At 36.5% G+C, this 22,053-nt stretch carries 23 protein-coding genes; 9 read left to right on the top strand and 14 right to left on the bottom strand.

Translation table 11 applies throughout. The features are described from left to right. Nucleotides 1-9 precede the first annotated feature (9 nt). The 3 genes from K6I41_RS08605 to K6I41_RS08595 are packed head-to-tail and all read left to right on the top strand — an operon-like array spanning nt 10 to nt 3,768. On the top strand, nt 10-1,665 hold the full coding sequence (locus tag K6I41_RS08605; protein ID WP_250375645.1) for a ThiF family adenylyltransferase: 1,656 nt from the start codon (nt 10-12) through the stop codon (nt 1,663-1,665). Then, complete coding sequence (locus K6I41_RS08600) at nt 1,650-2,153, top strand: Mov34/MPN/PAD-1 family protein (protein WP_250375644.1); 504 nt, start codon at nt 1,650-1,652, stop codon at nt 2,151-2,153. The genes K6I41_RS08605 and K6I41_RS08600 overlap by 16 nt, the downstream gene beginning before the upstream one ends. A 1-nt stretch (nt 2,154) precedes the next feature. Then, nucleotides 2,155-3,768: an SAVED domain-containing protein gene (locus K6I41_RS08595; protein WP_250375643.1), complete on the top strand. Its 1,614-nt coding sequence runs from the start codon at nt 2,155-2,157 to the stop codon at nt 3,766-3,768. A gap of 80 nt (nt 3,769-3,848) precedes the next feature. On the opposite strand, the gene K6I41_RS08590 is transcribed toward K6I41_RS08595, so the two are convergent. From K6I41_RS08590 to K6I41_RS08580, 3 genes are all read right to left on the bottom strand, one after another. Further along, nucleotides 3,849-4,397, bottom strand: coding sequence for a TetR/AcrR family transcriptional regulator (locus K6I41_RS08590; protein ID WP_250375642.1), 549 nt, complete (start codon nt 4,395-4,397; stop codon nt 3,849-3,851). 624 nt (nt 4,398-5,021) lie between these two features. Next, a complete protein-coding gene (locus tag K6I41_RS08585; protein WP_250375641.1) occupies nt 5,022-5,486 on the bottom strand; it encodes a DMT family transporter in 465 nt (154 codons plus the stop codon). A 9-nt stretch (nt 5,487-5,495) separates the two neighbouring features. Next, entirely contained in the window at nt 5,496-5,930 is a 435-nt protein-coding gene (locus tag K6I41_RS08580) for a DMT family transporter (RefSeq protein ID WP_004792134.1), read from the bottom strand. Nucleotides 5,931-6,028: 98 nt separating this feature from the next. On the opposite strand from K6I41_RS08580, the gene K6I41_RS08575 reads away from it, so the two are divergent. Then, nucleotides 6,029-6,961: a LysR family transcriptional regulator gene (locus K6I41_RS08575; RefSeq protein ID WP_250375640.1), complete on the top strand. Its 933-nt coding sequence runs from the start codon at nt 6,029-6,031 to the stop codon at nt 6,959-6,961. Nucleotides 6,962-6,993: 32 nt separating this feature from the next. Here the strand turns inward: K6I41_RS08575 and K6I41_RS08570 are convergent, their stop codons facing one another. Together K6I41_RS08570 and K6I41_RS08565 are read right to left on the bottom strand one after the other, a co-directional pair. Next, nucleotides 6,994-7,392, bottom strand: coding sequence for a CDI toxin immunity protein (locus K6I41_RS08570; protein ID WP_250375639.1), 399 nt, complete (start codon nt 7,390-7,392; stop codon nt 6,994-6,996). A gap of 273 nt (nt 7,393-7,665) precedes the next feature. Further along, nucleotides 7,666-8,523: an SDR family oxidoreductase gene (locus K6I41_RS08565; protein WP_250375638.1), complete on the bottom strand. Its 858-nt coding sequence runs from the start codon at nt 8,521-8,523 to the stop codon at nt 7,666-7,668. Nucleotides 8,524-8,650: 127 nt separating this feature from the next. On the opposite strand from K6I41_RS08565, the gene K6I41_RS08560 reads away from it, so the two are divergent. Continuing rightward, the gene (locus K6I41_RS08560; protein WP_003651924.1) at nt 8,651-9,010 is read left to right on the top strand and encodes a winged helix-turn-helix transcriptional regulator; all 360 of its coding nucleotides are present in this window, start codon (nt 8,651-8,653) and stop codon (nt 9,008-9,010) included. A gap of 106 nt (nt 9,011-9,116) precedes the next feature. Further along, nucleotides 9,117-9,551 (top strand): winged helix-turn-helix transcriptional regulator, encoded by a 435-nt coding sequence (locus tag K6I41_RS08555; RefSeq protein ID WP_005305679.1) that lies wholly within the window; start codon nt 9,117-9,119, stop codon nt 9,549-9,551. A gap of 67 nt (nt 9,552-9,618) precedes the next feature. Here K6I41_RS08555 and K6I41_RS08550 read toward each other — a convergent pair whose 3' ends face one another. The 8 genes from K6I41_RS08550 to K6I41_RS08515 all read right to left on the bottom strand — a co-directional run bounded on the left by K6I41_RS08550 (nt 9,619) and on the right by K6I41_RS08515 (nt 18,692). Beyond that, nucleotides 9,619-10,869, bottom strand: a complete 1,251-nt coding sequence (locus tag K6I41_RS08550; RefSeq protein WP_151768045.1) for an NADH:flavin oxidoreductase/NADH oxidase family protein — start codon at nt 10,867-10,869, stop codon at nt 9,619-9,621. A gap of 8 nt (nt 10,870-10,877) precedes the next feature. Further along, nucleotides 10,878-11,264 carry a helicase gene (locus tag K6I41_RS08545; RefSeq protein WP_198308241.1) on the bottom strand — a complete coding sequence of 129 codons (387 nt, stop codon included), beginning with the start codon at nt 11,262-11,264 and terminating at the stop codon, nt 10,878-10,880. Nucleotides 11,265-11,310: 46 nt separating this feature from the next. Then, a complete protein-coding gene (locus K6I41_RS08540; RefSeq protein ID WP_151822943.1) occupies nt 11,311-12,174 on the bottom strand; it encodes an alpha/beta fold hydrolase in 864 nt (287 codons plus the stop codon). 24 nt (nt 12,175-12,198) lie between these two features. Then, nucleotides 12,199-13,212 carry an alpha/beta fold hydrolase gene (locus K6I41_RS08535; protein WP_250375637.1) on the bottom strand — a complete coding sequence of 338 codons (1,014 nt, stop codon included), beginning with the start codon at nt 13,210-13,212 and terminating at the stop codon, nt 12,199-12,201. A gap of 275 nt (nt 13,213-13,487) precedes the next feature. After that, a complete protein-coding gene (locus tag K6I41_RS08530; protein WP_250375636.1) occupies nt 13,488-15,092 on the bottom strand; it encodes a GMC oxidoreductase in 1,605 nt (534 codons plus the stop codon). 80 nt (nt 15,093-15,172) lie between these two features. Continuing rightward, a complete protein-coding gene (locus tag K6I41_RS08525; RefSeq protein WP_250375635.1) occupies nt 15,173-16,633 on the bottom strand; it encodes a class I adenylate-forming enzyme family protein in 1,461 nt (486 codons plus the stop codon). 38 nt (nt 16,634-16,671) lie between these two features. Then, entirely contained in the window at nt 16,672-17,589 is a 918-nt protein-coding gene (locus K6I41_RS08520) for an alpha/beta hydrolase (RefSeq protein WP_250375634.1), read from the bottom strand. Next, nucleotides 17,586-18,692 carry an enoyl-CoA hydratase/isomerase family protein gene (locus K6I41_RS08515; RefSeq protein ID WP_250375633.1) on the bottom strand — a complete coding sequence of 369 codons (1,107 nt, stop codon included), beginning with the start codon at nt 18,690-18,692 and terminating at the stop codon, nt 17,586-17,588. The genes K6I41_RS08520 and K6I41_RS08515 overlap by 4 nt, the downstream gene beginning before the upstream one ends. Nucleotides 18,693-18,840: 148 nt before the next feature. Between K6I41_RS08515 and K6I41_RS08510 the strand changes: the two genes are divergently transcribed. Next, nucleotides 18,841-19,539, top strand: a complete 699-nt coding sequence (locus K6I41_RS08510) for a TetR/AcrR family transcriptional regulator (protein ID WP_250375632.1) — start codon at nt 18,841-18,843, stop codon at nt 19,537-19,539. Between the two features lie 54 nt (nt 19,540-19,593). Here the strand turns inward: K6I41_RS08510 and K6I41_RS19165 are convergent, their stop codons facing one another. Then, nucleotides 19,594-19,725, bottom strand: coding sequence for a hypothetical protein (locus K6I41_RS19165; protein WP_284453898.1), 132 nt, complete (start codon nt 19,723-19,725; stop codon nt 19,594-19,596). Nucleotides 19,726-20,153: 428 nt separating this feature from the next. Between K6I41_RS19165 and K6I41_RS08505 the strand changes: the two genes are divergently transcribed. Together K6I41_RS08505 and K6I41_RS08500 are read left to right on the top strand one after the other, a co-directional pair. Continuing rightward, nucleotides 20,154-20,957: an oxidoreductase gene (locus K6I41_RS08505; RefSeq protein ID WP_250375631.1), complete on the top strand. Its 804-nt coding sequence runs from the start codon at nt 20,154-20,156 to the stop codon at nt 20,955-20,957. Nucleotides 20,958-21,011: 54 nt separating this feature from the next. Further along, nucleotides 21,012-22,010 (top strand): NADP-dependent oxidoreductase, encoded by a 999-nt coding sequence (locus K6I41_RS08500; protein ID WP_151826805.1) that lies wholly within the window; start codon nt 21,012-21,014, stop codon nt 22,008-22,010. The last annotated feature ends 43 nt before the right edge of the window (nt 22,011-22,053 follow it).

Below are 22,053 nucleotides of genomic sequence, written 5' to 3'. Positions count from 1 at the left end.
GAAAAGTGAATGTTTTTCAATGAAAACAAGTTAAAAAAAATTAATCATATATTATATGATTATGGGGCCCAAAATATCCAAATTCTGGAAAATAGTAAAGTTCAAATTAAATTAAAATTTGATATTTATTTTGATAAAAAATTAGTTAGCCTAGGTTTAAATTTTCAAAATAAAGCTAATTGGACAATTCCACCGAGTTTTATAATTTTGAATAGGCCTTTACCTGCTTTAGATCATGTTGGTCATAGCGGTTTGATCTGCACTACAGACCATCAAGGTGAAAATTTTGATGGAAATAAACATGAAAAATTAATTTCATTTTTTTTAGAAAAAACTCTACAAATACTAAATCAATCATTTAACAATCTTGATTTAAATAATCGTACAAGTATTTATAACGAATTAGAAGGATACTTAGAAAATATTGATAATGTGAATTATGATGTACAATTACATAGTGATCCCTGTTCAACGCCTTTTCTATACGGATGGTTGAAAAAAAATAAGAATGGAATCCAAACAATAGCTCATATTGATGATGGCCAAAATAACAATATTAATAAAACACATTTAACGAAAGTAAAAATACATAAAATTCTATTAAAAGACTCCTCTATTTTTCCTATTCCTCATATGGATACTGTTTTCTCAGAAGAAGACTTTCTAAAAATTATTCATACCCTACCTTCTGACAAAATAGAAACATTGTTGAGCAGAGGTAATCAAAATGTTTTAATTGGAGTTCCAAATGAAAATGGCTTTACATATTTAGTCTTTTCTTACTCAATTTGGTATTCATACAAAAATATAATATCTTTTCAAAAATTTAAAATTTCTCTAACACAAAGAGCGTGGATAGACTACTTATTGAAAAGAACTGGGCAAGAGCAAATAGACAAACACATTGCTGTATTTGGTTGTGGAGCTTTAGGTTCGAAGGTAATTGAAATTTTAGCCCAAACTGGTATTAATAATTTTTCATTAGTTGATCCAGAAAAGCTAACAACGGATAATATTTTCAGGCACTCACTGGGACTGCAACAAGTAAATATAGCTAAATCTGAGGCTTTAGCAAAAAAAATAGAATTAGAGAGACCAGGCTTAACAGTAAAACCATATATAACTAATGCAGAAAATTGGATACAATCTAACTGTATTAATAATATAGATACAATAATTATTACTATTGGACATACTCCAACAGAAATAGCTTTAGTAAAATCCATTTTTGAAATAAATAAAAATATTAATATTATAGTTGGATGGGTTGAACCATATGATTTAGGAGGTCACTTTATATCTTTCAACAATAAAGAACGTGGGTGCTTGAATTGTTTATACTATGATAGCAATTCCAATAAAAGTCTTAATCCAAAATATAAATATATTAAATCTGGACAAATACTATCTAAGAACATAACAGGTTGCTCAGGTGCTTTTACTCCTTTTTCATCTTTAAATTGCTCAAAGCTTGCTAGCTATATTACTGAATACACACTAAATAATCAAACAGGTTTTATTTCTTTATCTGGTGAAAATCATAATGCAGTTAAAAACAACATATTAACTTCTAATTTTTATGAAAAAGTAAATAGTAAAAATGGAGTTAATATAATAAGTTTAGATGAAATATATGAAGAAGTATGCTCATGTTGCAATACATAAATGGTAATAGAATAAAATGTGAAACCCCTTTAGGTGATATATTTATTATTCAATCTAAAGTAATAGTTGAATTAAATACCTTTATACAATATAAATCTTTTGATCCTGAATCAGGAGGAATTTTAGTTGGAAGAACTGATAAAGATACAAAAGCTAAGATTATTGAATCTTTTACATTTCCAGTTAATGAAGATAAACAAACCATTACTAGTTTTTATAGGTCAAAAAAGCACAATAATATTTTACAAAATATTTGGAAACAATCGGAACAATTTTTAAATTTTCAAGGATTGTGGCATACACACCCAGAAGATACCCCTTCTCCTTCTCAAACAGACTTAAAAGACATACAGAATGTCTTTACTTCTATGCAAAATTTTCATGATCCTTTTTTATATTTAATTGTTGGAAGAATAAGATTAGGAGTATGGGTTAGTTTTAGAAATAATATCAACATTCATTTAGGTTATATTAAAATCAGGAATTAATATGCATTTAGAGCAATCCCTTAGTTTACAAACCTCTCTTCCTGCAATAGATAGTTTAGAGAATGCAACCAAATATTTTGAAGAAGTTTATAAACATTTTAAAATAGATAAATTAGGCGTAATTATTGATGAAAAGTGTAAAAATATAATCTTTGTTATATTAATGAATGATGACCCTTTAGCTTTTTTCAGAATTAATTTAAATTTAGAAGATACCTTAACTTTTATCCGTGAATTACTATCTAAAGATATCTTATTTTGCAGTCGCGCTCTTCAAGGTGAAACCATTGATGTTAAAATCCTTTTAGATTTTTCTAAATTAGATGAAATTTGGGTTAAAACTCAAACCCAACATATTGATCTAAAAGATGAAATTAAGGAACTAATAAAAGGTAAAGGTCCAGTAAATATTTTAGAAGAATTTTTAAACCGTATTTTTGATTTTGAATTACTGACGGGAAGAGGTGATGATTTAGATACTAAAAGTAAAAATCAAGTTATTAATACAAGTCATGGTAGATGCATGTTCAATGGATGTGGAATTAAGTTAAATATTGATGAAATAACAGGTATAAGTGGTACATATGGTGTGTTAGCTCATAATGTTGCTTCTTCTGAAAAATCTACTCGAGGAATTCCCTTTTTCTCATATCAACTTTCAGATGATCCAAAAAATATTTTATTATTATGTGAAAAACATCATAGATTAATTGATAAAGTTGCAGGTGCAGAATATACAGCAGCGAATCTTTCACAAATGAGACTTAACTTCATTGCAGAATGTGAAGATTTGCTAGATTCTCTTAGTTTCAACCCAATGCCAGTTTATTTATTTTTTTGGCCTGTTAACAAAAATATACCTCAATCTCCTTCAAGATTAGATGTTGCAAATTGTCTTCGTCCATTAAAAGCAATTATGTTTAAAGATAAAGATCTTATTCATGAAATATCACAAGCACATCTAAGAGCAACATCTGATGAATTCTATCAAAAACATTTTCTAGAAGATTTTGAGTCACAAACTTCACAATTACTTAGACAAGCTAAATTCCATGATAAAAAAATAGCAATATTTGGTTTTGGTCCAATGCCATGTTTAATCGCTTTAGGCAGCAAATTAGGTAACAAAGGAAAATTTATACCAATGTTAATGTATAGGGATGGAAATTGTTGGATGTGGCCTAATCATGAATGTACCGACACTTCTTATACTATTAATGGTATTAAAAAAATAAAAGATTGTAATCAAGTAACTATTCGCTTAAATTTAACTGCTAATCCAGACCTTTCTAATAAAATGGCTGAAAGCTTAGGATTTCCAATAATTAATATTACTGCTAAAGCAAAATATATGGGGAATGGAGCAATAAGAAACCCCGAAAGAGGTCTCATTTTTATGCGAGATATTCATAATTTATTACATGCTTTAAAAGCAAAAGGGATTACCAAAATACATATATTACCTTGCGCTTCAAATGCGGCCTGTATTTGGTTTGGTCAAGCCTTTGATTTAAATCATCCAGAAATGATAATATATGACTTCCAAGATGACTTAATGATCCCTAGACTGGCAATTAAAAATATAAATAACAATAATGAAGTTAATGTATATTAAGATATAGAAAATTCTTATTTTAATATTTTATAAGGTTATATCCGCATATAACCTTTCATCCTCTTTATAATTAGTTGACTTTAAGTACAAAAAAACATCTCCACCACTACATCCCTTTCATCCAAACGATTTGAGCTTAAAATCTGGAACATCAAACCATCAATTAAGTTTAAAACCATATTGGCATCGGGTTTTAGTGTACTGTTCTCTAAACTAAAAACCAGATCAAAAAGTTCTCGGAGCAACCATTTTCTATACTCAATTGCCATTTGGTAGGCCTGAGAGTAAATCTGTTTAATTTCAAAAACGGCTTTAAGTAATAGATAGTACAGACTATTAAAATTGACATGTAAAACAATAATCTCTTTGAGTTTATCGCTTGAGGTTCGGTAACGGCTTGAGTAAATAATTGCCATCACTTCTTCTTTCAATCGGCTTTTTTGAAAAGATACACACCTTTCAACAAGCCGCTCTTTTGAGTGGAAGTAGTTATAAAAAGTGGCTTTAGGAATTTTGGATTCTTTGGCAATTAAGTCCACGCCCGTATTGTGAAATCCATAGAGATTGAACAGCTCTATTGCAGTATGAATAACCTGTAATTTTTTGGAAGATGTTTCTAAAGTTGGCATAGTTTTACCGTTATAAATTCTTGTTGTTTCAAAAGAGATAAAAAAAGCCTGTGCCTTCTCTGGGAGAAAAAAAGGCACAGCAAAGCCGTAAAGACTGTGCGTGGCACATCTCAAGTTTTATTGTTGCTAAGTTTTAGTCGTGACGAATTAAAGTCCGATAAGCCTATAACTCATCAAACTGCTTTAAATTGATTTAAGTTGTGTCGAGATAGATTTTGACAGTAACTGCCAATAATTTATGAATGTGCATAGCCAACTCCTTCTTTTGGGAGTTCTGCCGAAACATTATAAATTATGGTGGCAGAACGGAAGCAGGTTGACGGACTGGTTTGAACTCCAGCACACTCGAAAGTGTCCCACTCCCGTCCTACCGCTACGGGAGGGAACGAGGTGTGCACACAAGACTCTTCCTCAGAAGAAATAATCCTGATGTGGTTCAAATAACGGTCCGTCAAAACCGTCTGGCAATGTAGGCCAGCCCGCAAATGGTAATCTTCAAAAATTAAGGTGTCAATGTGAAATTGGCTAGAAATTATTTAATTAATTATTGTTTTTCATTTAATTACACAATTAAGAAAAACCTTAAATATTAACTTAATAAAACCCTCCTGTTTTATAAACATGTTAGCTGTTAGGTTCAATTTGAGTCGTTTTACTACTTGAATATATAAAATAAAGCGCAATCGCTAAACAAATGAGCGCGCCCAATCTATAAGTTGAAAAAGGCAGAATTTCATTGCCAAACCAACCAAAATTATCAATTAACATACTCATGAGAAGTTGCCCAAAAATAACCGCAACTGTTGCAACAGCCGCCCCGATTCTTTGCACAGCTAAGACCATAATCACAATATAAGGAACGCCACACATTGCACCCAGTAATTGCCATTTAGGTACATCTAATAGGGTTAAAGTTTGCTTGGGTTCAAAATAAAAAATAAGTAATGCAGTAATTAAAGCGCCTACCGAAAACGTTAAAAATGCACTACGGAATACGCCAACTTTACTGCCAAGCTGTCCATTAATTGCCGCTTGTACACTGAGTAAAGCACCGCCGATGACTGCCAATAAAATCATCAATATAGTCATATTTCCCCCTTATGCTTTTGCGACTAATGAAAGTGCAACCACAATAAAAACAAGCGCAAGCACACGTTTTCGATCTACTTTTCTATGTGGGGTTCCGAGTAACCCATAATGATCAATAATCAGGCTCTTAAAAACTTGACCAGCCAAAATCCCAATCATGGTCATGGCAATACCAATAATCGGCGCTGTAATGGTGAGAATAATGACGTAGATCGGGCCAATTACCCCACCCAATAACTGCCATGATGGAAGAGTAAAAAATGAAGGACTGTTACGTGGACTAAAAAACAACATCAATAAAAAAGTAAGTGCTGCCCCTACTCCAAAAATACTAAAAGTGGCCCACAACTCCCCAACTTCTGTACCTAATGGCCCTAAAAGACCAGCTTCTACGGATAGCCCCATCCCACCTAAAATGGTTAGAAACAGTAATAGAATTTGCATGAACATTGCCTCCTGGTATTTAGGCAACGAATCATAAAGTAGCCAATTCAGCAGAAAAACAGCATAATCCATGAATCACTTTTGCAGAAATTGCACAGATGAATTTGTCAAATTCGATTGATATTCGTACCCTTCGCTTTTTTATCAGTGTATATAAAGCTCAAAACTTCTCTGTTGTGGCGAGAAAAGAAGATGTTTCGGCATCGATGATTTCTCGGACTATTCAACAGTTAGAAGATGCCTTGGGACAGCAACTTTTTTATCGAAATACACGAGCAATCACACCGACCGAATCGGGTAAATTATTTTTTGAATATGCTAAAAGAATTACAGAGCAATTTGATGAAGCTCAAAAGGCATTACAGGATAAAACTGTAGAACCCTCTGGATTGGTTAGAATTAATGCTCCCGTATTTTTTGGTCAAAGGCATATTGCACCGTGGTTAGCGGGTTTATCAGAACGTTATCCACGGCTTTTAATAGAACTGATTCAGACAGACGAATTTATAGATCCTCTTCGGGATAGTACTGATTTAATATTTCGCATTGGAACCCTCACAGATTCATCATTTCATGCGCGTATTTTTGGCACACAAAAATATCATTTGGCGGCCTCTCCTGCTTATATTGCTAAATACGGTACTCTTGATCACCCCAAGGCACTCAATGACCATAAATGCTTAGTCTATAAAGGGTTTGAAGGACCTAACCGTTGGTTAATTAGAAAACCAAATGAGGAATGGGTACATTATCCAATTATGCCTTTACTTGCTTCAAATAATGCTGAGAGCTTAATGACGGCTGCACTCAATGGGATGGGAATTGTTTTATTTCCTGACTGGCTCATTGGTGAGGCATTAAAGCACGGCAAATTAATAAAACTTTTACCTCAATATGAAGCATCTATTAAACCTCAACCACAGCACATCGCAGCAATTTATCCTAATGTGCGTCATCCGCCCTTAAACATTCGGGTAATTATTGATTATTTTGCTGAAGTCTACGGTGAAACACCTTATTGGCAGGATTAATTTTTCTTTTAATTACACAATTAAGAAAAACCTTAAATATAAGGTTTATTTAAGTTAGGATTAAAAGCCACTCTAACGGTGTAAGTTGGAAAAAGTGGTTCTAACAGGATAGTTTCATTAAAAATAAAGACTTTAGGACATAGAGCCATAACATCGTATATATTTTCGATTATTGATGTCAGCTTAGAAGTAAAGACTGGAATATTCTGATCATCTGCAACGACATAGACATTTTCATTCTGAATCGTTTGCATGCTTTCTAACAACTCTTCCATGTCATCAAAATCTTTGAAATCTATATTTTTCCATAAAATATAGTTTTGTTTTATGGGATACATATTCAACTTCGTATAAACATCTTCTGAGTCTATATCACTAATAATTTGAAAATCATTTTTGAGTGCATTTTTACATTCTTCAAATAAAGACATCTCTTTTACCTAGTTTTCTTTTAACGATTAACAATATATTTCACACTCATTTTATAACTTTTTAGCTATTAATTTATTGTTTTCATTTAATTATATATTTCAGTAAAGTCTACATCTCAAATAAAGTTGCACTATACATCAGGAAAAAATCTGATCGGGTCAACTTACTTTGCACATTATTAATGATGGAAAACCTATTTATTTAAATATACAAAAGGCCTAAATCTGAACAATTTAAGCCTTTTGTTCTTAGATAAGAGTTATAGCGTTAACTTAAGATAAGAATTCTTTAATCGTCTCTTGCATACTGGTAGTGGCACGACCAATTAACTGGTGCAGATCTTTGCTATCACTATACAAACCACCTTTAGATACGCCTTCATCTGAATCTGCCAAGATGCCAGCAAACCCTTCTGGTATGCCCAATTGTACCAAGAGCGCTTTATATTCCTCTTCTGGTAGGTCTTGGTAAATGACTTCTTTTTTGCTAATTTCACTTGCCCATTTTGCAACATCGTCAAGGGTATAACTCGCATCGCCTGCTAGTTCATAAACTTTATTCTCATGCCCGTCTTGCGTTAATACCACAGCGGCAGCAGTCGCATAGTCTAAGCGCGAAGCAGAAGCAATTTTGCCGTGATGGGTTGCCCCAAAAATTTTGCCATGCTCAACTGCTTGTGCAAGTCCCATCGCATAATTTTCGTTGTACCAGTTATTACGTAATAGCGTATATGGGATATCCGATTTTTTTAAATATTGTTCAGTTTCAACATGTTCTTGTGCTAATAGAAGTGGTGATGTATCTGCATTTAATAAACTCGTGTAAACAATAAATTTTACGTCTGCAAGTTTTGCCGCATTAATCACATTTTGGTGTTGTACTGTACGTTGACCAACTTCACTCGATGAGATTAATAAAAGCTTATCAATACCAGCCAATTGAACCGAAAGTTTATCTGCGTCATGGCCATAATCAAAAGCACGCACTTCGATCCCTTTTGAGCTTAAATCTGATGCTTTTTCTGGATTGCGAACTAATGCGACAATATTTTTTGCGTCAGTCCGTTCGAGTAATTGAGAAATAACCAATTGGCCGAGTTGACCTGATGCACCAGTAACTGCAATACGCATGATGATCTCCATCTGATGTAGTTGATATATTCCAATCATCGTAGTACCTTAACTTACTAAAAGTAAGTACTTACCTAAAAGTAAGTTTAGAAACAAATGTAAACTTTTGTAATGAAGGTGGTACGCGATGAAAGGATACGTTTTTGCAGCAGATTGTCCCTCTCGAAAAATTTTATTAACTCTCACGAGCCGTTGGAGTGTCTTGATTTTAGTTGCACTTCGAGATCAACGTCTGCGTTTTAATGAGTTAAAGAAAATTATTGATGGCATTAGTGAAAAGATGTTGGCACAAACCCTAAAAACGCTTGAGCACGATGGTTTTATCGTACGTCAGGATTATGCGGAAATACCGCCTCGCGTAGATTATCAATTAACTGACTTTGGACGCGAGGCTTCCGAACGACTTTTTGATTTAACTACTTGGCTTGAAAATAATTTATCCAAGTTATTAGAAAGTCAGCCTAGTGCAGACATAGTTCAAAATTGACTCGGGACATAGAGTTATTATTGTATATTTAGCATTCAAACTCGCTTAATTCGCTACTTTGTGTTAGTATTGTTTTAGTAGTTACTATTGAGTTTATTAATTCGATATGAGTAAAAATAGCAATCTAGAAGTCTGCCCAATCGCCAGAAGCCTTTCTGTACTAGGTGATGCGTGGAGCATGTTGATATTACGAGATGCTCATGCGGGTTTCACTCGTTTTGATCAGTTCCGTAAAAGCTTAGGTATTGCACCAACCATGCTAACAAAACGGTTATCTGTTTTAGTAGAAGAAGGCTTACTCGAAAAAAGACAATATTCTGAACACCCACCACGTGAAGAGTATGTATTAACTCAAGCAGGTAAAGATTTTTTACCAGCTTTATTTGTGATTGGTGCATGGGGTCGAAAATATAAACCCTTTGAGCAACCTGAGAAAATGGTAACTTTCATTGATGCAGAACAAGGCACTGAAATCAAACCTATTGTAATTGACCAAGTGACGGGAGCCGAAATTGGTACTCGCCCGATCAGTCAAAAGTAATGAATGATTTAAATATAAAAGCACTCAATTGGAGTGCTTTTTATTGGCCTGATGTAAAGTAAATGGGTTATTTTGCTCGGCTACGTTGGGTGGCATAAGTTCCCCAACCACTGAGTAAAACTGATTTAATAAATGCCCATAACCCACTTTCCTTAGGTTTCGGCTCTTTACCTTTACCAATCCGTTTGAGTTGTTGGGTATACCAAAGTACTTCCATAATCCCCAGACTATCAATTTTTTTGATGCCAGTTTTGATGGGTTGCACTGACTGAAAACCATTTTTTCCTGCCAGTAAAGATTTGGGTACATCAGGTTCAATTGCCATAAGTCTTGCAATTCCAATGACATCACATGCATGGGACTGCAAAGCTTGATCCATACCTTCTACAGTTCGGAATCCACCTGTTACCATCAACGGCGTTTTTACGAGTAATCTCACTTTTTCTGCGAAATCAATAAAGAAAGCTTCGCGTGCGATTGTCGATGCTTTTTGTGGAGCTTTGGCTACACCAGATTCGTAAGTACCACCCGATATTTCAATCAGGTCAATGCCTGCATTCGCTAATGCCTGAATGGTTTCTAAAGAATCTTGCTCGGTAAACCCGCCTTTTTGAAAGTCTGCCGAGTTAAGCTTAATCGCAATAGGAAACTCTTTACCGACTTGTTTTCGGATCTCTGCATAAACTTCCATTAAGAAACGGCGACGTTTTTCTGGTGTACCACCCCACTCATCATTTCTTAAATTGTGCAAAGGTGACAAAAACTGGTTAATCAGATAACCATGCGCAGCGTGAATCTCAACTCCACTAAAGCCAGCCTTTTTACATATCGCAGCGCTACGCCCAAAACGCTGAATAATTTCTAAAATCTCTTCGTGTGTTGCTTCATCAGGTGTTGCAAATAAAGACTGCATTTCTGCACCAAATGGCACTGCCGATGCAGAAATATTCCGTACATTTAATCCTTTCGGTGATTGTTTTCCCGGATGATTTAACTGTGCCCATAATTGAGAACCTTGTTCGGTCACGGTTTTTGCCCATTTCTGTAAAATTGCAAAATCACGTTCATCCTCAACCACTACATTACCAGCCTCACCTAAGGCTTTGCGGTCAATCATAATGTTGCCAGTTATGATCATCCCAATCCCTGATGCGGCCCAACGCTGATATAGCCGAACATGTTTTTCGTTTGGATTATTTGAATAGCTGGCTAAAGTTTCACTGGTTGCAGCCTTCGCTAACCGGTTTGGAATGATGACACCATTCGGTAAAGTTAAAGGCTGATTCAAAAGATTCGTTTTTAATTGCAGATGAGTCATGGCTTATCTCACACAGTTAAAGAGGGTTTTGAATGGGGTTGAATAAAGTCCACTAAACTTTGAAACCACATCACATCCACAAAATTTCCGGTAATGACAAGGTCTTGTGTTCTAAGTGCAGTTAAAAAAGTGTTCACACTGTCTTTGGCTGACAACACTGCAAACCCTTTGCTACCCGTTTTAAACGTAAAGGTAAAACTTGGTGACTTGGTTAGCCCCGAGTAAGAGTTAATCTTGCCATTTTTCACTTCGAAATAGCGGCCTTCACCACTTGCTGTTTGAATCTGAAAGATGACATTTTTATCTTTCACATAAGCTGCGCATTTCGGGTTCTTTTTTACAGCACGCTGCATGAGCTTGGTCAGCATCCACAGCAATAATTTAAATTTCATCATTTTTATCTTCTTAATTCATCAAATTGAATGGACCGAACTCATGGTATTATTCATCTAAAAACTGTATTGCATGTTTTACGAAGCGTTCAGGGTACTGAAATTGGGCACCATGTCCTGCATCGGGATAAATAAATAGCTGAGCGTTTGGAATGTTAAGTGCCATGTGATATGCATTGATGGTCGGAATCATCACATCATCGACACCATTTAAAATGAAAGTAGGTTGTTTAATCTCACGTAAATGTGCAAAAGGATCTTGTTCATCAAGTTTAGGTAAAAAATGCATATTGGCTTCTATCTGTGCCTGCATGACTTCAACTGAACTTGCTGGATCTTGGTTTTTACGCTCATGGCGACGTTGCCAAAATTCATGCCCCGCCTGAATAGCGGCTTCAGATCGGCCAAAAAATAAAAAGAGGAAGTCTTCTTCAGATGGCACAGCAGTTGTTGCATGTTTCAATACCAATGCAGCTACTTCTGGGTCATCACCGCGTGGTTTGCCACCTCTTGGTCCCGTACCTAAAAGCATTAGTTTTCTGACGAGTTCAGGATGGCGGCGTACTAAATCTTGTGCCTGAAACCCGCCCAGTGAAAAGCCTAATAGGTCAACCTGCTTTAAACCTAATGCACGAATGACTGCTGCCGCGTCGTCTGCCATATCTTCAATGCGAGTACGGGGCTGGCCAGTAGATGAAGCAATGCCGCGACCGTTAAACAAAATGACTTCACGCCCTTGCGCTAAACCATCAGTAATCAGTGGATCCCAATTGTCTAAACCACCTCGGAAATGCTGAAGAAAAAATAGCGGTGGTTGCCCTGCATTTGAGTTACCCCATCGACGATAGGCAAAATTTGCTCCATCTACTTCAATGAATTGGGTCTCGGCTGTTTGGTGTGTAATTGTTGTCATGGTCATAGTCCTAATTTTAAGTTCTTATTTAGCTAAGAATGTAAGTGATTGTTTTACAAAATCTTCATTAAACTGAAATATTCCCCCATGACCTGCATCTGGATAGATAACAAGTGAGCTATTTGGTAAACGCTTTGCTAAATCATAAGTATTTACTGTTGGCACCATTCGGTCATGATCACCGTTGGCAACAAGAACAGGTTGTTGAATCACAGAAAGGTCAGCAGGTTTTTTACTTCCCCATTTTTTTAATGCTTTGAGCTGGGCACGATATGCAGAAATAGTAATTTCTTTATCTCGGTTTTCAGTACGTTCATTAATACGTTGAATAAAGGCTTTTGCAGAAGCTTTACCATTTTCTGTACGAGTGAAGAAAAGATAAACCTTAGGGTCTTGACCAGTTACCATTCCGCGAACTAAATCCCAATTAGAAACTCGACCGACTGTACTAATTCCAGTACCGCCCGCAGGACCAGTTCCCGATAAAATCATTTTTCGAACCAAATTCGGCTGTTTTAGCACAATCTCTTGTGAAATCATGCCGCCCATCGAGAAGCCGAATAAATCAACCTGCTTAAAGCCTTTTGCTTGAATGAAAGTAATCGCATCATCTGCCATTTGTTCAATTGACTTTGCTGGTTCACCAGTCGAAGCACCAACGCCGCGATTATCAAACACAACAACATGATGTTTAGCCGCAATTCCATCAATAATTCGTGGATCCCAGTTATCTAGTACAGCAGCTAAATGGTTTAAAAAAATGACAGGCGTTCCACCGTTTTGTTGACCATATTCTCGGTAAGCGAAGTTAACGCCACCTGCACTAATAAATTGAGTTGGGACATTTGTCCAATTTGTATTGAGTTGGGAATTTTGACCAGCTTGCTGATTGATAACACTGTTTTTTGACACTTCATTAGCCTTAGTTAAGGGGGTGCTAAAAGAGAGTGATTCCACAGTCTCGGCCTGAGTTAAGGGAGCACTAAAAATAAATACCGCCGTCAAACTCATAGCAACTGTATTTAATAAAAAATTCATTTCTCTGATCCTCAAATTTAATTCATTGATCTGATTCATCTGTTTTTATGAGTGATCTTTCAAAGAGAGAAAAGATAAAAACAGAGTAGGTATCGATTTAATATTAACTATATATTGATAAATTCAGTTTGTCACTATCTTTTTAGTACTAACTATTATTTACTTGAATTTCTTGCAAAAATTAAATGAAATAAAAAAGGACTGCTTCATGTTGATACACAAAACAGCCCTTAAAATTACTGATCAACAGTTCAAGACTTAAAGGTTGGATATCTCTAGGGTTCTATTACTTTAGACATTGCATATTCAGCTAAAGCAGTAATTGTTAAAGCTGGATTTACCCCAGGATTTGCTGGCATTGCTGATCCGTCACAAACCAATAAGTTTTTATATCCAAATATTTGTAAATTACGATCAATCACACCATGAGCAGCATCTTTTCCAATGACAGCCCCACCTAAAACATGTGCTGTCGTCGGGATATCAGCTATTGCTTCTAAAATATTACTCTGCGCAACACCACCTGTATAATCAGCTACCCACTGTGCAGCCTGATTGGCAATATCAATATATGTTGGATTTGGCTTATCACTATTCTGCTTAGTAATTAATTTATATCCAGAACCAAACCAACGCTTTTTAGGTAAAAATTGGATTGAGTTATCTAGAGATTGCATGACCAACAACGTAATCATGTGCTGACTCCACCCAATAGGTGACACTGTTTTCAGCCATTGTGCCGGATGCCGCACAATTTGCCACAACCATTTTAGTGGGCGTGTTAATCGATTTCCGTTACCCACTAAAACGGTATACATCAAACTCATAAAGTCCGCATGTCGCCCATAGGTCAAAAACTCAATATGTGTGTTTTGATCAATATGTACACTGCTACTTGCAGTAACGTCATTCCACGTTTTTAGATCTTTGGGCAATCTTACATTAAGCACAGATTCACTATTGGTACGCACCAATTGTCCTAATTTATTGCTGATATTCGGTAGTGAACCATTAAATTTACAATTGGCTAATAATTCATTAGTTCCCAGTGCGCCTCCTGCAAACACGACACCTTTAGTCGTAAACGTAATTTTTTTAGTAAAGAACAACCCTTTTGTTTGAACTGTAACGCGATAGCCATCACTTCCATCTGATGCATTTAAAGGTTTAATATCAGTAACTTGATGTTCTGGTAAAATTTGAACACCTTTTTTTTCAGCAAACCATAAATAGTTTTTACTTAATGAGTTGACTGCTCCGACTCGACAACCAACCATACATGCGCCACAGCGAATACATCCAGTGCGATCTGGACCATCTCCACCAAAATAAGGATCAGGCACTTTTTTGCCTGGCTCACCGAAAAAAACACCTGTAGGAGATCGTTTAAATCCATCACTACAATCAAAATGAGCTGCCATTTCTTTTGCAATATTTTGATTTGTGGAATCAAATTTAATTGTCTCTACGCCCAGCATATATTCGGCTTTATCGTAAAATGGCGTTAAAACCTGTTGCCAATCATCACTAAGATGATTCCACTGAGGATTTTTAAAGAACTCTGGCCTAGCCCGATAGAGAACTCCCCCATAAACCGTACTACCACCACCAACAGCAGATTGGCTAGGAAAAAAAACATGGCGAAAAATCTTCATTCGCATGATTCCTTTCCATCCAATTGAAGGTACCCATAAAAATTTACTGAGTTGCCAAGTCGATTTAGGCAAGTCCTCATCTTTATAGCGTTTTCCACGTTCTAATACGGCAACTCGATAGCCTTTTTCAGCTAAGCGTAAGGCAGAAACGCTACCACCAAAACCAGAACCTATAACCACCCAGTCGTAATCAAATAATGGGCTGTCAGAAGAAGTGTTTCGCATAATAATTCCTCACTCTAGCTTGTTATCTTTTGGACAACCCATTTTTTAGATGCATGACGATATTTAGTAATTTCGACATTTTATGCTCCCTGAACTTGATATAGCCCACGAAGCTTAGGTTTATCAATTTTACCAACTGCATTTTTAGGAAGAGTCGGAAGAACAATCACTTTTTCTGGTTGCTTATAACGAGTCAAATGCTGCTTACAATACTGATTTATTTGATCAATTGAACATTCGGCATTAGGCTTAAGGGATATAAATGCCCAAACTACTTCCCCCCATTTTTCATCAGAAACACCAATCACAGCCGCTTCAAAAACTTCGGATACTTCGAGCAATGTATCTTCAATTTCTTTTGGATAAATATTTTCGCCCCCGCGAATAATCATTTCTTTTAATCGCCCAACGATTGAAAGATATCCCTCATCGTCAATTCGACCTATATCCCCTGTGTGTAGCCAACCATTTACAACCGTTTTGGCTGTTTCTTCTGGTTTATTCAGATAACCCCGCATAACGTTTTTACCTTGAATCAACACTTCTCCGATTTCACCTACAGATAAATGTTTTCCATTAAAATCAGCTATAGCTATTTTTTGACCGGGTAATGGCAGCCCTACCGTTCCAGCTTTTCTGATACCATTCACTGGATTTAATGTAGAGCCACACGTACCTTCCGATAAGCCATATGCTTCTACAATTGGAAAACCATATCGCTTTTCAAAATTAACGAGTAAATCAGCTGAAGCAGGCGCAGCTCCACAAATGCCATAACGTAAACTTGATACGTCTGGCACAACCTCTTTAGGCAAGGCATATAACATTGCATAAATGGTAGGTACAGCTGAAAAATATGTTGGGCGCAAATGCTCTATATCAGTAAAGAAAGTTTCTATATCAAATCTTTGACGGATGGTTACACGGCCACCAGAAGCAAGGGGAACAAGAATACTCACAACAATTCCATTGACGTGGAATAAAGGTAAAATCAAAAGGCAGTGGTCTTTTTCTGATATTTGTAATCCCTCACGCCCCATTTCTGTCATAGCCACAATATTTGAATGATCTAACATGACTCCTTTTGGTAAACCCGTTGTACCACTTGTATATATTAATAAAGCCAATGCCTCAGGATTAACAACTGGAGCATGTTGAAACTCATCACCATGCTTGAGCATAGTCACAGCTATTGAAGAGACATTATTATCAATTTTCTCACCTGTTAAATTGATGAGTAGTTTTGCTCCTGAATCCTTTAACTGATGATTTGCTTCTTTGTGCGTAAGCATAGGATTAATTGGAGTTATAGCCGCTCCTAAATACCATGCGGCGAACATGGCAACAACAAATTCAACTTGATTTGGTAGCATAAGTGCGACGACCTCACCCTCACAAATACCTTGGCTATTCATTGTGCCAGCTGCTCGAAGAACAGCTTTATGAAACTCAACATTGGTTAAAGAAATATTTGAGTCTGAAATGCAGTGAGCATTTGGGGCTTCCTCTGCCCTTAATTTTGAAAGCATAGTAAATTGCATAGTAGTTCCTTTACAAATTTTGATAAATTCAGTGCAAATTAGTTGAAATTTTGCTTAAGGAATTGAGTTTGATCTTTGACCAATTGCTCAAATGCCTGACCTGTATAAAAATCAAAATGCCCAGCTTCATAACGCTTAATAACACCACGTGGAGCATGTTTAACGAGTTTTAAAGTTTGGCCTGCTGGTGTAACTGTATCGGTATCACTTACACAAAAGAGTATTGGGCTCTGGATTTTAGAGGCGACTAATCCAGGTCGATATCTTAGAATTTCTGGAATAATTCTTGCGGTTAAGTAATTTACGAATTCGACGCCTTCTGGCATTAATGCTAGATAGCCCTCTAAGGCATCATGAGCGTTCATAAGAGCGGGTTGTCCCGGAGGAGCTGCAATTGGCACCATGACTGGTGGCAATCCAAATAGTTTTGCAAATAAATCTTTGGTTACTACTGGAATTACTTTTAAGGTATCTTTTAAGCCTAGTGCAGATGCTGAAGCTAAACCATCTGTGAACGGACACTGTGCAATTGCGGCTTTAAGTTCTGGATGTCTGCTCGCAATAGTAATTGCATGCCCTCCACCGAAAGAACTTCCCCAAATTCCTACACGTTCACCATCAAGCGACGGATAGTTTTTTACAAATTTTAAAGCTGCTTCCCAATCATCTAACTGGCGATTTACAGACATGAGTTGGCGAGGTTCACCACCACTGTCGCCAAGATATCGATAGGTAAAGGCTAAAGCAGCAATACCCGCTTGGGCAAAACGTTCTGCAAAAGCATCTAATCTCATTTCTCGGATTGCACCGATGCCATGCCCAAGCACAACTACAGGAGGTTTTGTTACTCCTTTAGGTAAAAATAGCCATGCAGAACAATAAGTTTCACCTGAATCAAAACGAATATCTTCTTTAACAACCTGATATTTAGAAACATTTACTTGATTTTTATTCATTTTTTATTTCCTTCAGACGCTAATGGAAGTGAGCCACTCTTTAAAGTTTCTTGAAATACTTCAGCATCATAGAAAGGTAATTTTTTACGTTGATCGGTTTGCTCTAGATAGCCTTTCATGAGCTTTTGTGCTGTCTCTGTTGGGGATATATGAATAAATTCAGTTCGCTCTCTATGCAGACCTTCTTCTAATGTTTCCGACCCACCAAAATATGCCGCACGCTTAATTGCAGCGCGTGCTGTTTTAGGACGTTTACTTAAATAAATTGCTCGCTCTAAAGCTTTATCGATCAACTGATCTTTAGGCACGACTTCATCTACATAGCCAATTTCTAACGCAACTTTTGGAGATACAGGTTTTCCTTCAAGCATCATCATTAACGCTCGATGAGTTCCAACTAATCTCGTTAATCGCTGAGTCCCTCCACCACCTGGATTAATACCCAATAAAACTTCAGGTTGGCCAATCACATAATCGCCATCAGCCATAATTCTGATGTCACAGGCTTGTGCAAACTCGCTACCCAAACCCAGAGCAGAGCCATTTAATGCTGCGATAAAAATGACACCACTTCTATTCATTCGTAAAAAAGTTTCATGCAATTTATCTAATTGCATACCACCATCTAAAGGGGTAAGTTCCGCTAACTGCTCTAAGCCTGGAACCCCTCGAATACTTTTAGATGTACGTGCTACCAAAGAAGAAGTTTTTAGCCCCAGCTTTGGAATACTAGCTCCACCTTCTTGTAACCAACGGACATCAGCATGGGCAATAAAATAATCTGGATGATCTCCAGTAAAAATTACTGCCTCAACAGATGTATGCTTTTTTTCAAGGTCATCTAATAGTTCAGATAACTCTTCAGCCATATCTAGTCCCATTAACTGATAAGGACCGCCATCTAGGTGAGCAATGAGCACATTGTCATGAGTTTCCAATTTAATGTGCTTTCTCTGTATTTCACTATTAATCATTTCAGAACCCTTCTTTATTTGACTAACATTAGCCTTACTATTACTTGTATTTAACGACTGAGAATAATGACTACAGGCCGCTAAACTTATTGCTACTGCTGACAAAACAGCACTTTTAAGTATCTTCATGATGCAATCCTAGTCACCACATTTTATGTCTCTAAGCTCGATATCTCGCTGGAAGAATCCATTCAGCTTTGCTTAACTTTTATTGAAAAAATATGAAATTAGTAGCTACTAAGCATTAACAATAACATTGTTATGGTTTAATATAACAATGTTATTTTTATTGCGCAATAACTTTGTTATGGAAAAAAAAAGTCCTCGTACACGTTTATTAGAAGCAGCAATGCGAATAATCGAAAACCAAGGTCCTTCTCAAATTAAAGCGAGAACTGTTGCTTTAGAAGCAGGTCAGTCCACTATGGGTGTTTATACTCACTTTGGCGGGGTGCCTGAGCTGCTGCAAGCCATAGCTGACGAAGGATTTACCCAACAAGCTCGTTTATTTAAAAGTATAGAAAACACAGACGAGCCAATGACAAACATGTGTTTAATGGCTTTAGAATGCCGAAATTTTGCTATGGCTAATCCGCATCTTTATGATTTGATGTTTGGCTTGTCTATTCAGGGACGATATACACCACTTCGGAGAAGTGAAGCTTCAGCCAATGAAAGTACAGAAGCATTTAAAAATTCTTATTCATACTTACGTCAAGAATGTGTCAATCTGATAGAAGCAAAATATATTCGAGACATTGACCCTGATGTTATGGCGGCACAGTTATGGAGTGCACTGCATGGATTTATTATGTTAGAGCTTGGGCAACATTTTACCAGTTGCTCTAATCCAACCACCGAAATTCTAATTCCAATGTGTATTAATCTAATAGTTGGATTAGGTGCAGAAGCACAAATAGCAGAAAATGCGGCGAGTAAAGCTCTAACTATCTGGAATTCAAAGAATATCGTATAAAGCTAGCTGTATAAAATGATGTCAACCGAGGCATCATTTTATACAATATTGAAGTTATTCTAAAAACTGAATTACCTTTCCCACAAAGTCTTGATGAAATTGAAATATTCTTCCGGAACCTGCGTCTGGGTAAATAATTAATAAAACTAAACCCAGTATTTCAAATTCAATCGCATCATCAGCCATTGCTTGAACAGTAGCTGGAGTTTTTCCTTGTGAACCGCCAACACCCCGATTGTCAAAGATGATGCTCCACTTTTCTTTAGCAATCCCATCAATGGCTCTAGGATCCCAATCATCAATTACAGCACTAAAATGATTTAGCAGAATAATTGGTGTGCCTTCTTTTTCCCAAATTCACGATAAGTAAATAAAGTTCCATCGACATTGAGCTTTAAGGTTGGTGAATGATTTGCAGAGTTTTTATTTTTTTATGCAATTTCTTTCTCCATTAATTTTGAAATTGGTTTGAAAATCGTATGAGCCAATAAAAACTAGAAATAAATTCGATAAAAGTCACTATCATTTTAGTAGTAACTATTTTGTTTTTAGATTATGATGAAAATATCAAGGTGAAACTGAATAGCGAACACCTTCAAATTGGAAAAAATGGTATGACTGGTAAAGTAGTTCTAATTACAGGTGCATCTTCTGGTATTGGTTTAGCAACAGCAAACCTTTTACATGAGGTTGGATTTATTGTTTATGGCACAAGCCGACAAGCAAAAGATTCATCAAAATACAAATTCCATCTTATTGAGTTAGATGTAAATCAAGATGATTCAGTTGCCCAAGCCGTTGAGAAAGTCATCTCAAGCGAAGGAAAAATTGATGTCTTAATTAATAATGCTGGGTTTGCAATAGCACCTGCTGGCGCCGAAGAAAGTTCAATGCAGCAAGCACAGGCTATTTTTGATACCAATTTTTTTGGTGCGGTTCGAATGACTCGTGCTGTGATTCCACATATGCGCCAGAAACACTCAGGATTGATCTTAAATATCAGTTCAATTCTTGGGCTTTTACCTCTGCCTTTTGGTGCACTTTACTCTGCATCAAAACATGCACTTGAAGGCTACTCTGAATCTTTAGATCACGAATTAAGATCTCAAGGCATTCGTGTGTCACTTATTGAACCTGCTTACACTAATACTTCTTTGGGAGTAAACTTGCTCGAAGCAGATAATAAAATTTCTTTTTACGATCAAACTCGTCAAAAGCTACATAAACAAATGATTAATTCAATTAATAAGTCAGATGACCCGAGTGTGGTTGCCAATACAATTTTAGCGGTCATTCAAAGTCAACATGTTGTGCCACGCTACACAGCAGGAAAAACTGCAAAAAGCTTAAAAGCGTTAAGACGATTTGCACCTGCAAAGATCTTTGACAAATTAATTCACCGTAGCTTGAAAGTTTAGAACAAACCCAAGCCTATAAAACTTTAAAATAATTTTGAGAAATAGAGGTTTCAAATGAAAGCAGCCTACATTAGCCGTTATGGCAACATTGATGACGTACAGCTCGATGAACAATCTCAACCACCACTAACAGCAGACGCTGTGCTCGTTAAAGTTCATGCAGCCAGCATTAACCCTCTCGACTTAAGAGTTTTAGAGGGTGAATTTAAAGCAATTCTCCCAGTGAAGTTTCCTTTTATATTAGGCAATGATTTTGCAGGTACAGTCGTAGAAGTTGGATCGAAGGTTACCCAGTTTAAAGCTGGAGATGAAGTCTATGCCAAGACAGATTTAAACGGCGCTTTTGCTGAATATACTGTGGTTCAACAGTCTTCACTTGCACTGAAACCGCAAAATATTTCAATGGAACAGGCGGCAGCCCTACCATTAGTTGCCTTAACTTCATGGCAAGCACTAGTTGAAATTGCAAAAGTTAAAGCTGGTCAAAAAGTACTTATTCATGCAGGTTCTGGCGGTGTTGGCTCAATTGCAATTCAACTTGCCAAATCACTTGGCGCTACAGTAGCAACCACAACCAGTGCCAAAAACAGTGGTTGGGTGAAAGAGCTAGGTGCTGACATCATCATTGACTATAAAACAATGGACTTTGAGCAAGAACTTAAAGATTACGACGTAGTCTTAGATACACAAGGCGGGAAAACCTTAGAAAAATCACTGAACGTTCTTAAACGTGGTGGACGTCTTATTAGTATTTCAGGACCACCTGACCATGCTTTTGCAGAGGCAATTAATCCGAACTGGTTCCTAAAATGTGTTATTCCGATGTTAAGCTGGTCAATTCGACATAAAGCAAAAAAACGCGGCATTACTTATACATTTTTATTTATGCAGCCAAATGGTCAACAGCTCTCAAAAATTACTGAACTGGTAGAAGCTGGAAAAATTAAACCCGTAGTTGACCAAACCTATGACTTTATTCAAATTAAAGAAGCGCTCCAATATGTAAATACTGGACGAGCAAAAGGGAAAGTTGTTTTACAATTTGATGAATAAGGTACATAGCTCAAATATTATCTAGATTACGCAAGGGTTCGAA

Origin of the sequence: Acinetobacter sp. AS23 (assembly GCF_023612055.1) — a bacterium.
Taxonomy (GTDB): domain Bacteria; phylum Pseudomonadota; class Gammaproteobacteria; order Pseudomonadales; family Moraxellaceae; genus Acinetobacter; species Acinetobacter oleivorans.
Note: the sequence above shows the minus strand (reverse complement) of the source record. Positions and strands in the feature narration are given on the sequence as shown.

What these genes read in the sequence shown, in the direction of transcription:
- K6I41_RS08600 (WP_250375644.1), top strand. Translation starts at nt 1,650, where the DNA reads ATGTTGCAATACATAAATGGTAATAGAATAAAATGTGAAACCCCTTTA.
- K6I41_RS08545 (WP_198308241.1), bottom strand. Translation starts at nt 11,264, where the DNA reads ATGATGAAATTTAAATTATTGCTGTGGATGCTGACCAAGCTCATGCAG.
- K6I41_RS08560 (WP_003651924.1), top strand. Translation starts at nt 8,651, where the DNA reads ATGAAAGGATACGTTTTTGCAGCAGATTGTCCCTCTCGAAAAATTTTA.
- K6I41_RS08525 (WP_250375635.1), bottom strand. Translation starts at nt 16,633, where the DNA reads ATGCAATTTACTATGCTTTCAAAATTAAGGGCAGAGGAAGCCCCAAAT.
- K6I41_RS08570 (WP_250375639.1), bottom strand. Translation starts at nt 7,392, where the DNA reads ATGTCTTTATTTGAAGAATGTAAAAATGCACTCAAAAATGATTTTCAA.
- K6I41_RS08510 (WP_250375632.1), top strand. Translation starts at nt 18,841, where the DNA reads ATGTTATTTTTATTGCGCAATAACTTTGTTATGGAAAAAAAAAGTCCT.
- K6I41_RS08515 (WP_250375633.1), bottom strand. Translation starts at nt 18,692, where the DNA reads ATGAAGATACTTAAAAGTGCTGTTTTGTCAGCAGTAGCAATAAGTTTA.
- K6I41_RS08540 (WP_151822943.1), bottom strand. Translation starts at nt 12,174, where the DNA reads ATGACAACAATTACACACCAAACAGCCGAGACCCAATTCATTGAAGTA.
- K6I41_RS08520 (WP_250375634.1), bottom strand. Translation starts at nt 17,589, where the DNA reads ATGAATAAAAATCAAGTAAATGTTTCTAAATATCAGGTTGTTAAAGAA.
- K6I41_RS08590 (WP_250375642.1), bottom strand. Translation starts at nt 4,397, where the DNA reads ATGCCAACTTTAGAAACATCTTCCAAAAAATTACAGGTTATTCATACT.
- K6I41_RS08575 (WP_250375640.1), top strand. Translation starts at nt 6,029, where the DNA reads ATGAATTTGTCAAATTCGATTGATATTCGTACCCTTCGCTTTTTTATC.
- K6I41_RS08580 (WP_004792134.1), bottom strand. Translation starts at nt 5,930, where the DNA reads ATGCAAATTCTATTACTGTTTCTAACCATTTTAGGTGGGATGGGGCTA.
- K6I41_RS08555 (WP_005305679.1), top strand. Translation starts at nt 9,117, where the DNA reads ATGAGTAAAAATAGCAATCTAGAAGTCTGCCCAATCGCCAGAAGCCTT.
- K6I41_RS08535 (WP_250375637.1), bottom strand. Translation starts at nt 13,212, where the DNA reads ATGAATTTTTTATTAAATACAGTTGCTATGAGTTTGACGGCGGTATTT.
- K6I41_RS08500 (WP_151826805.1), top strand. Translation starts at nt 21,012, where the DNA reads ATGAAAGCAGCCTACATTAGCCGTTATGGCAACATTGATGACGTACAG.
- K6I41_RS08530 (WP_250375636.1), bottom strand. Translation starts at nt 15,092, where the DNA reads ATGCGAAACACTTCTTCTGACAGCCCATTATTTGATTACGACTGGGTG.
- K6I41_RS08505 (WP_250375631.1), top strand. Translation starts at nt 20,154, where the DNA reads ATGACTGGTAAAGTAGTTCTAATTACAGGTGCATCTTCTGGTATTGGT.
- K6I41_RS08565 (WP_250375638.1), bottom strand. Translation starts at nt 8,523, where the DNA reads ATGCGTATTGCAGTTACTGGTGCATCAGGTCAACTCGGCCAATTGGTT.
- K6I41_RS08585 (WP_250375641.1), bottom strand. Translation starts at nt 5,486, where the DNA reads ATGACTATATTGATGATTTTATTGGCAGTCATCGGCGGTGCTTTACTC.
- K6I41_RS08605 (WP_250375645.1), top strand. Translation starts at nt 10, where the DNA reads ATGTTTTTCAATGAAAACAAGTTAAAAAAAATTAATCATATATTATAT.
- K6I41_RS19165 (WP_284453898.1), bottom strand. Translation starts at nt 19,725, where the DNA reads ATGGCTGATGATGCGATTGAATTTGAAATACTGGGTTTAGTTTTATTA.
- K6I41_RS08550 (WP_151768045.1), bottom strand. Translation starts at nt 10,869, where the DNA reads ATGACTCATCTGCAATTAAAAACGAATCTTTTGAATCAGCCTTTAACT.
- K6I41_RS08595 (WP_250375643.1), top strand. Translation starts at nt 2,155, where the DNA reads ATGCATTTAGAGCAATCCCTTAGTTTACAAACCTCTCTTCCTGCAATA.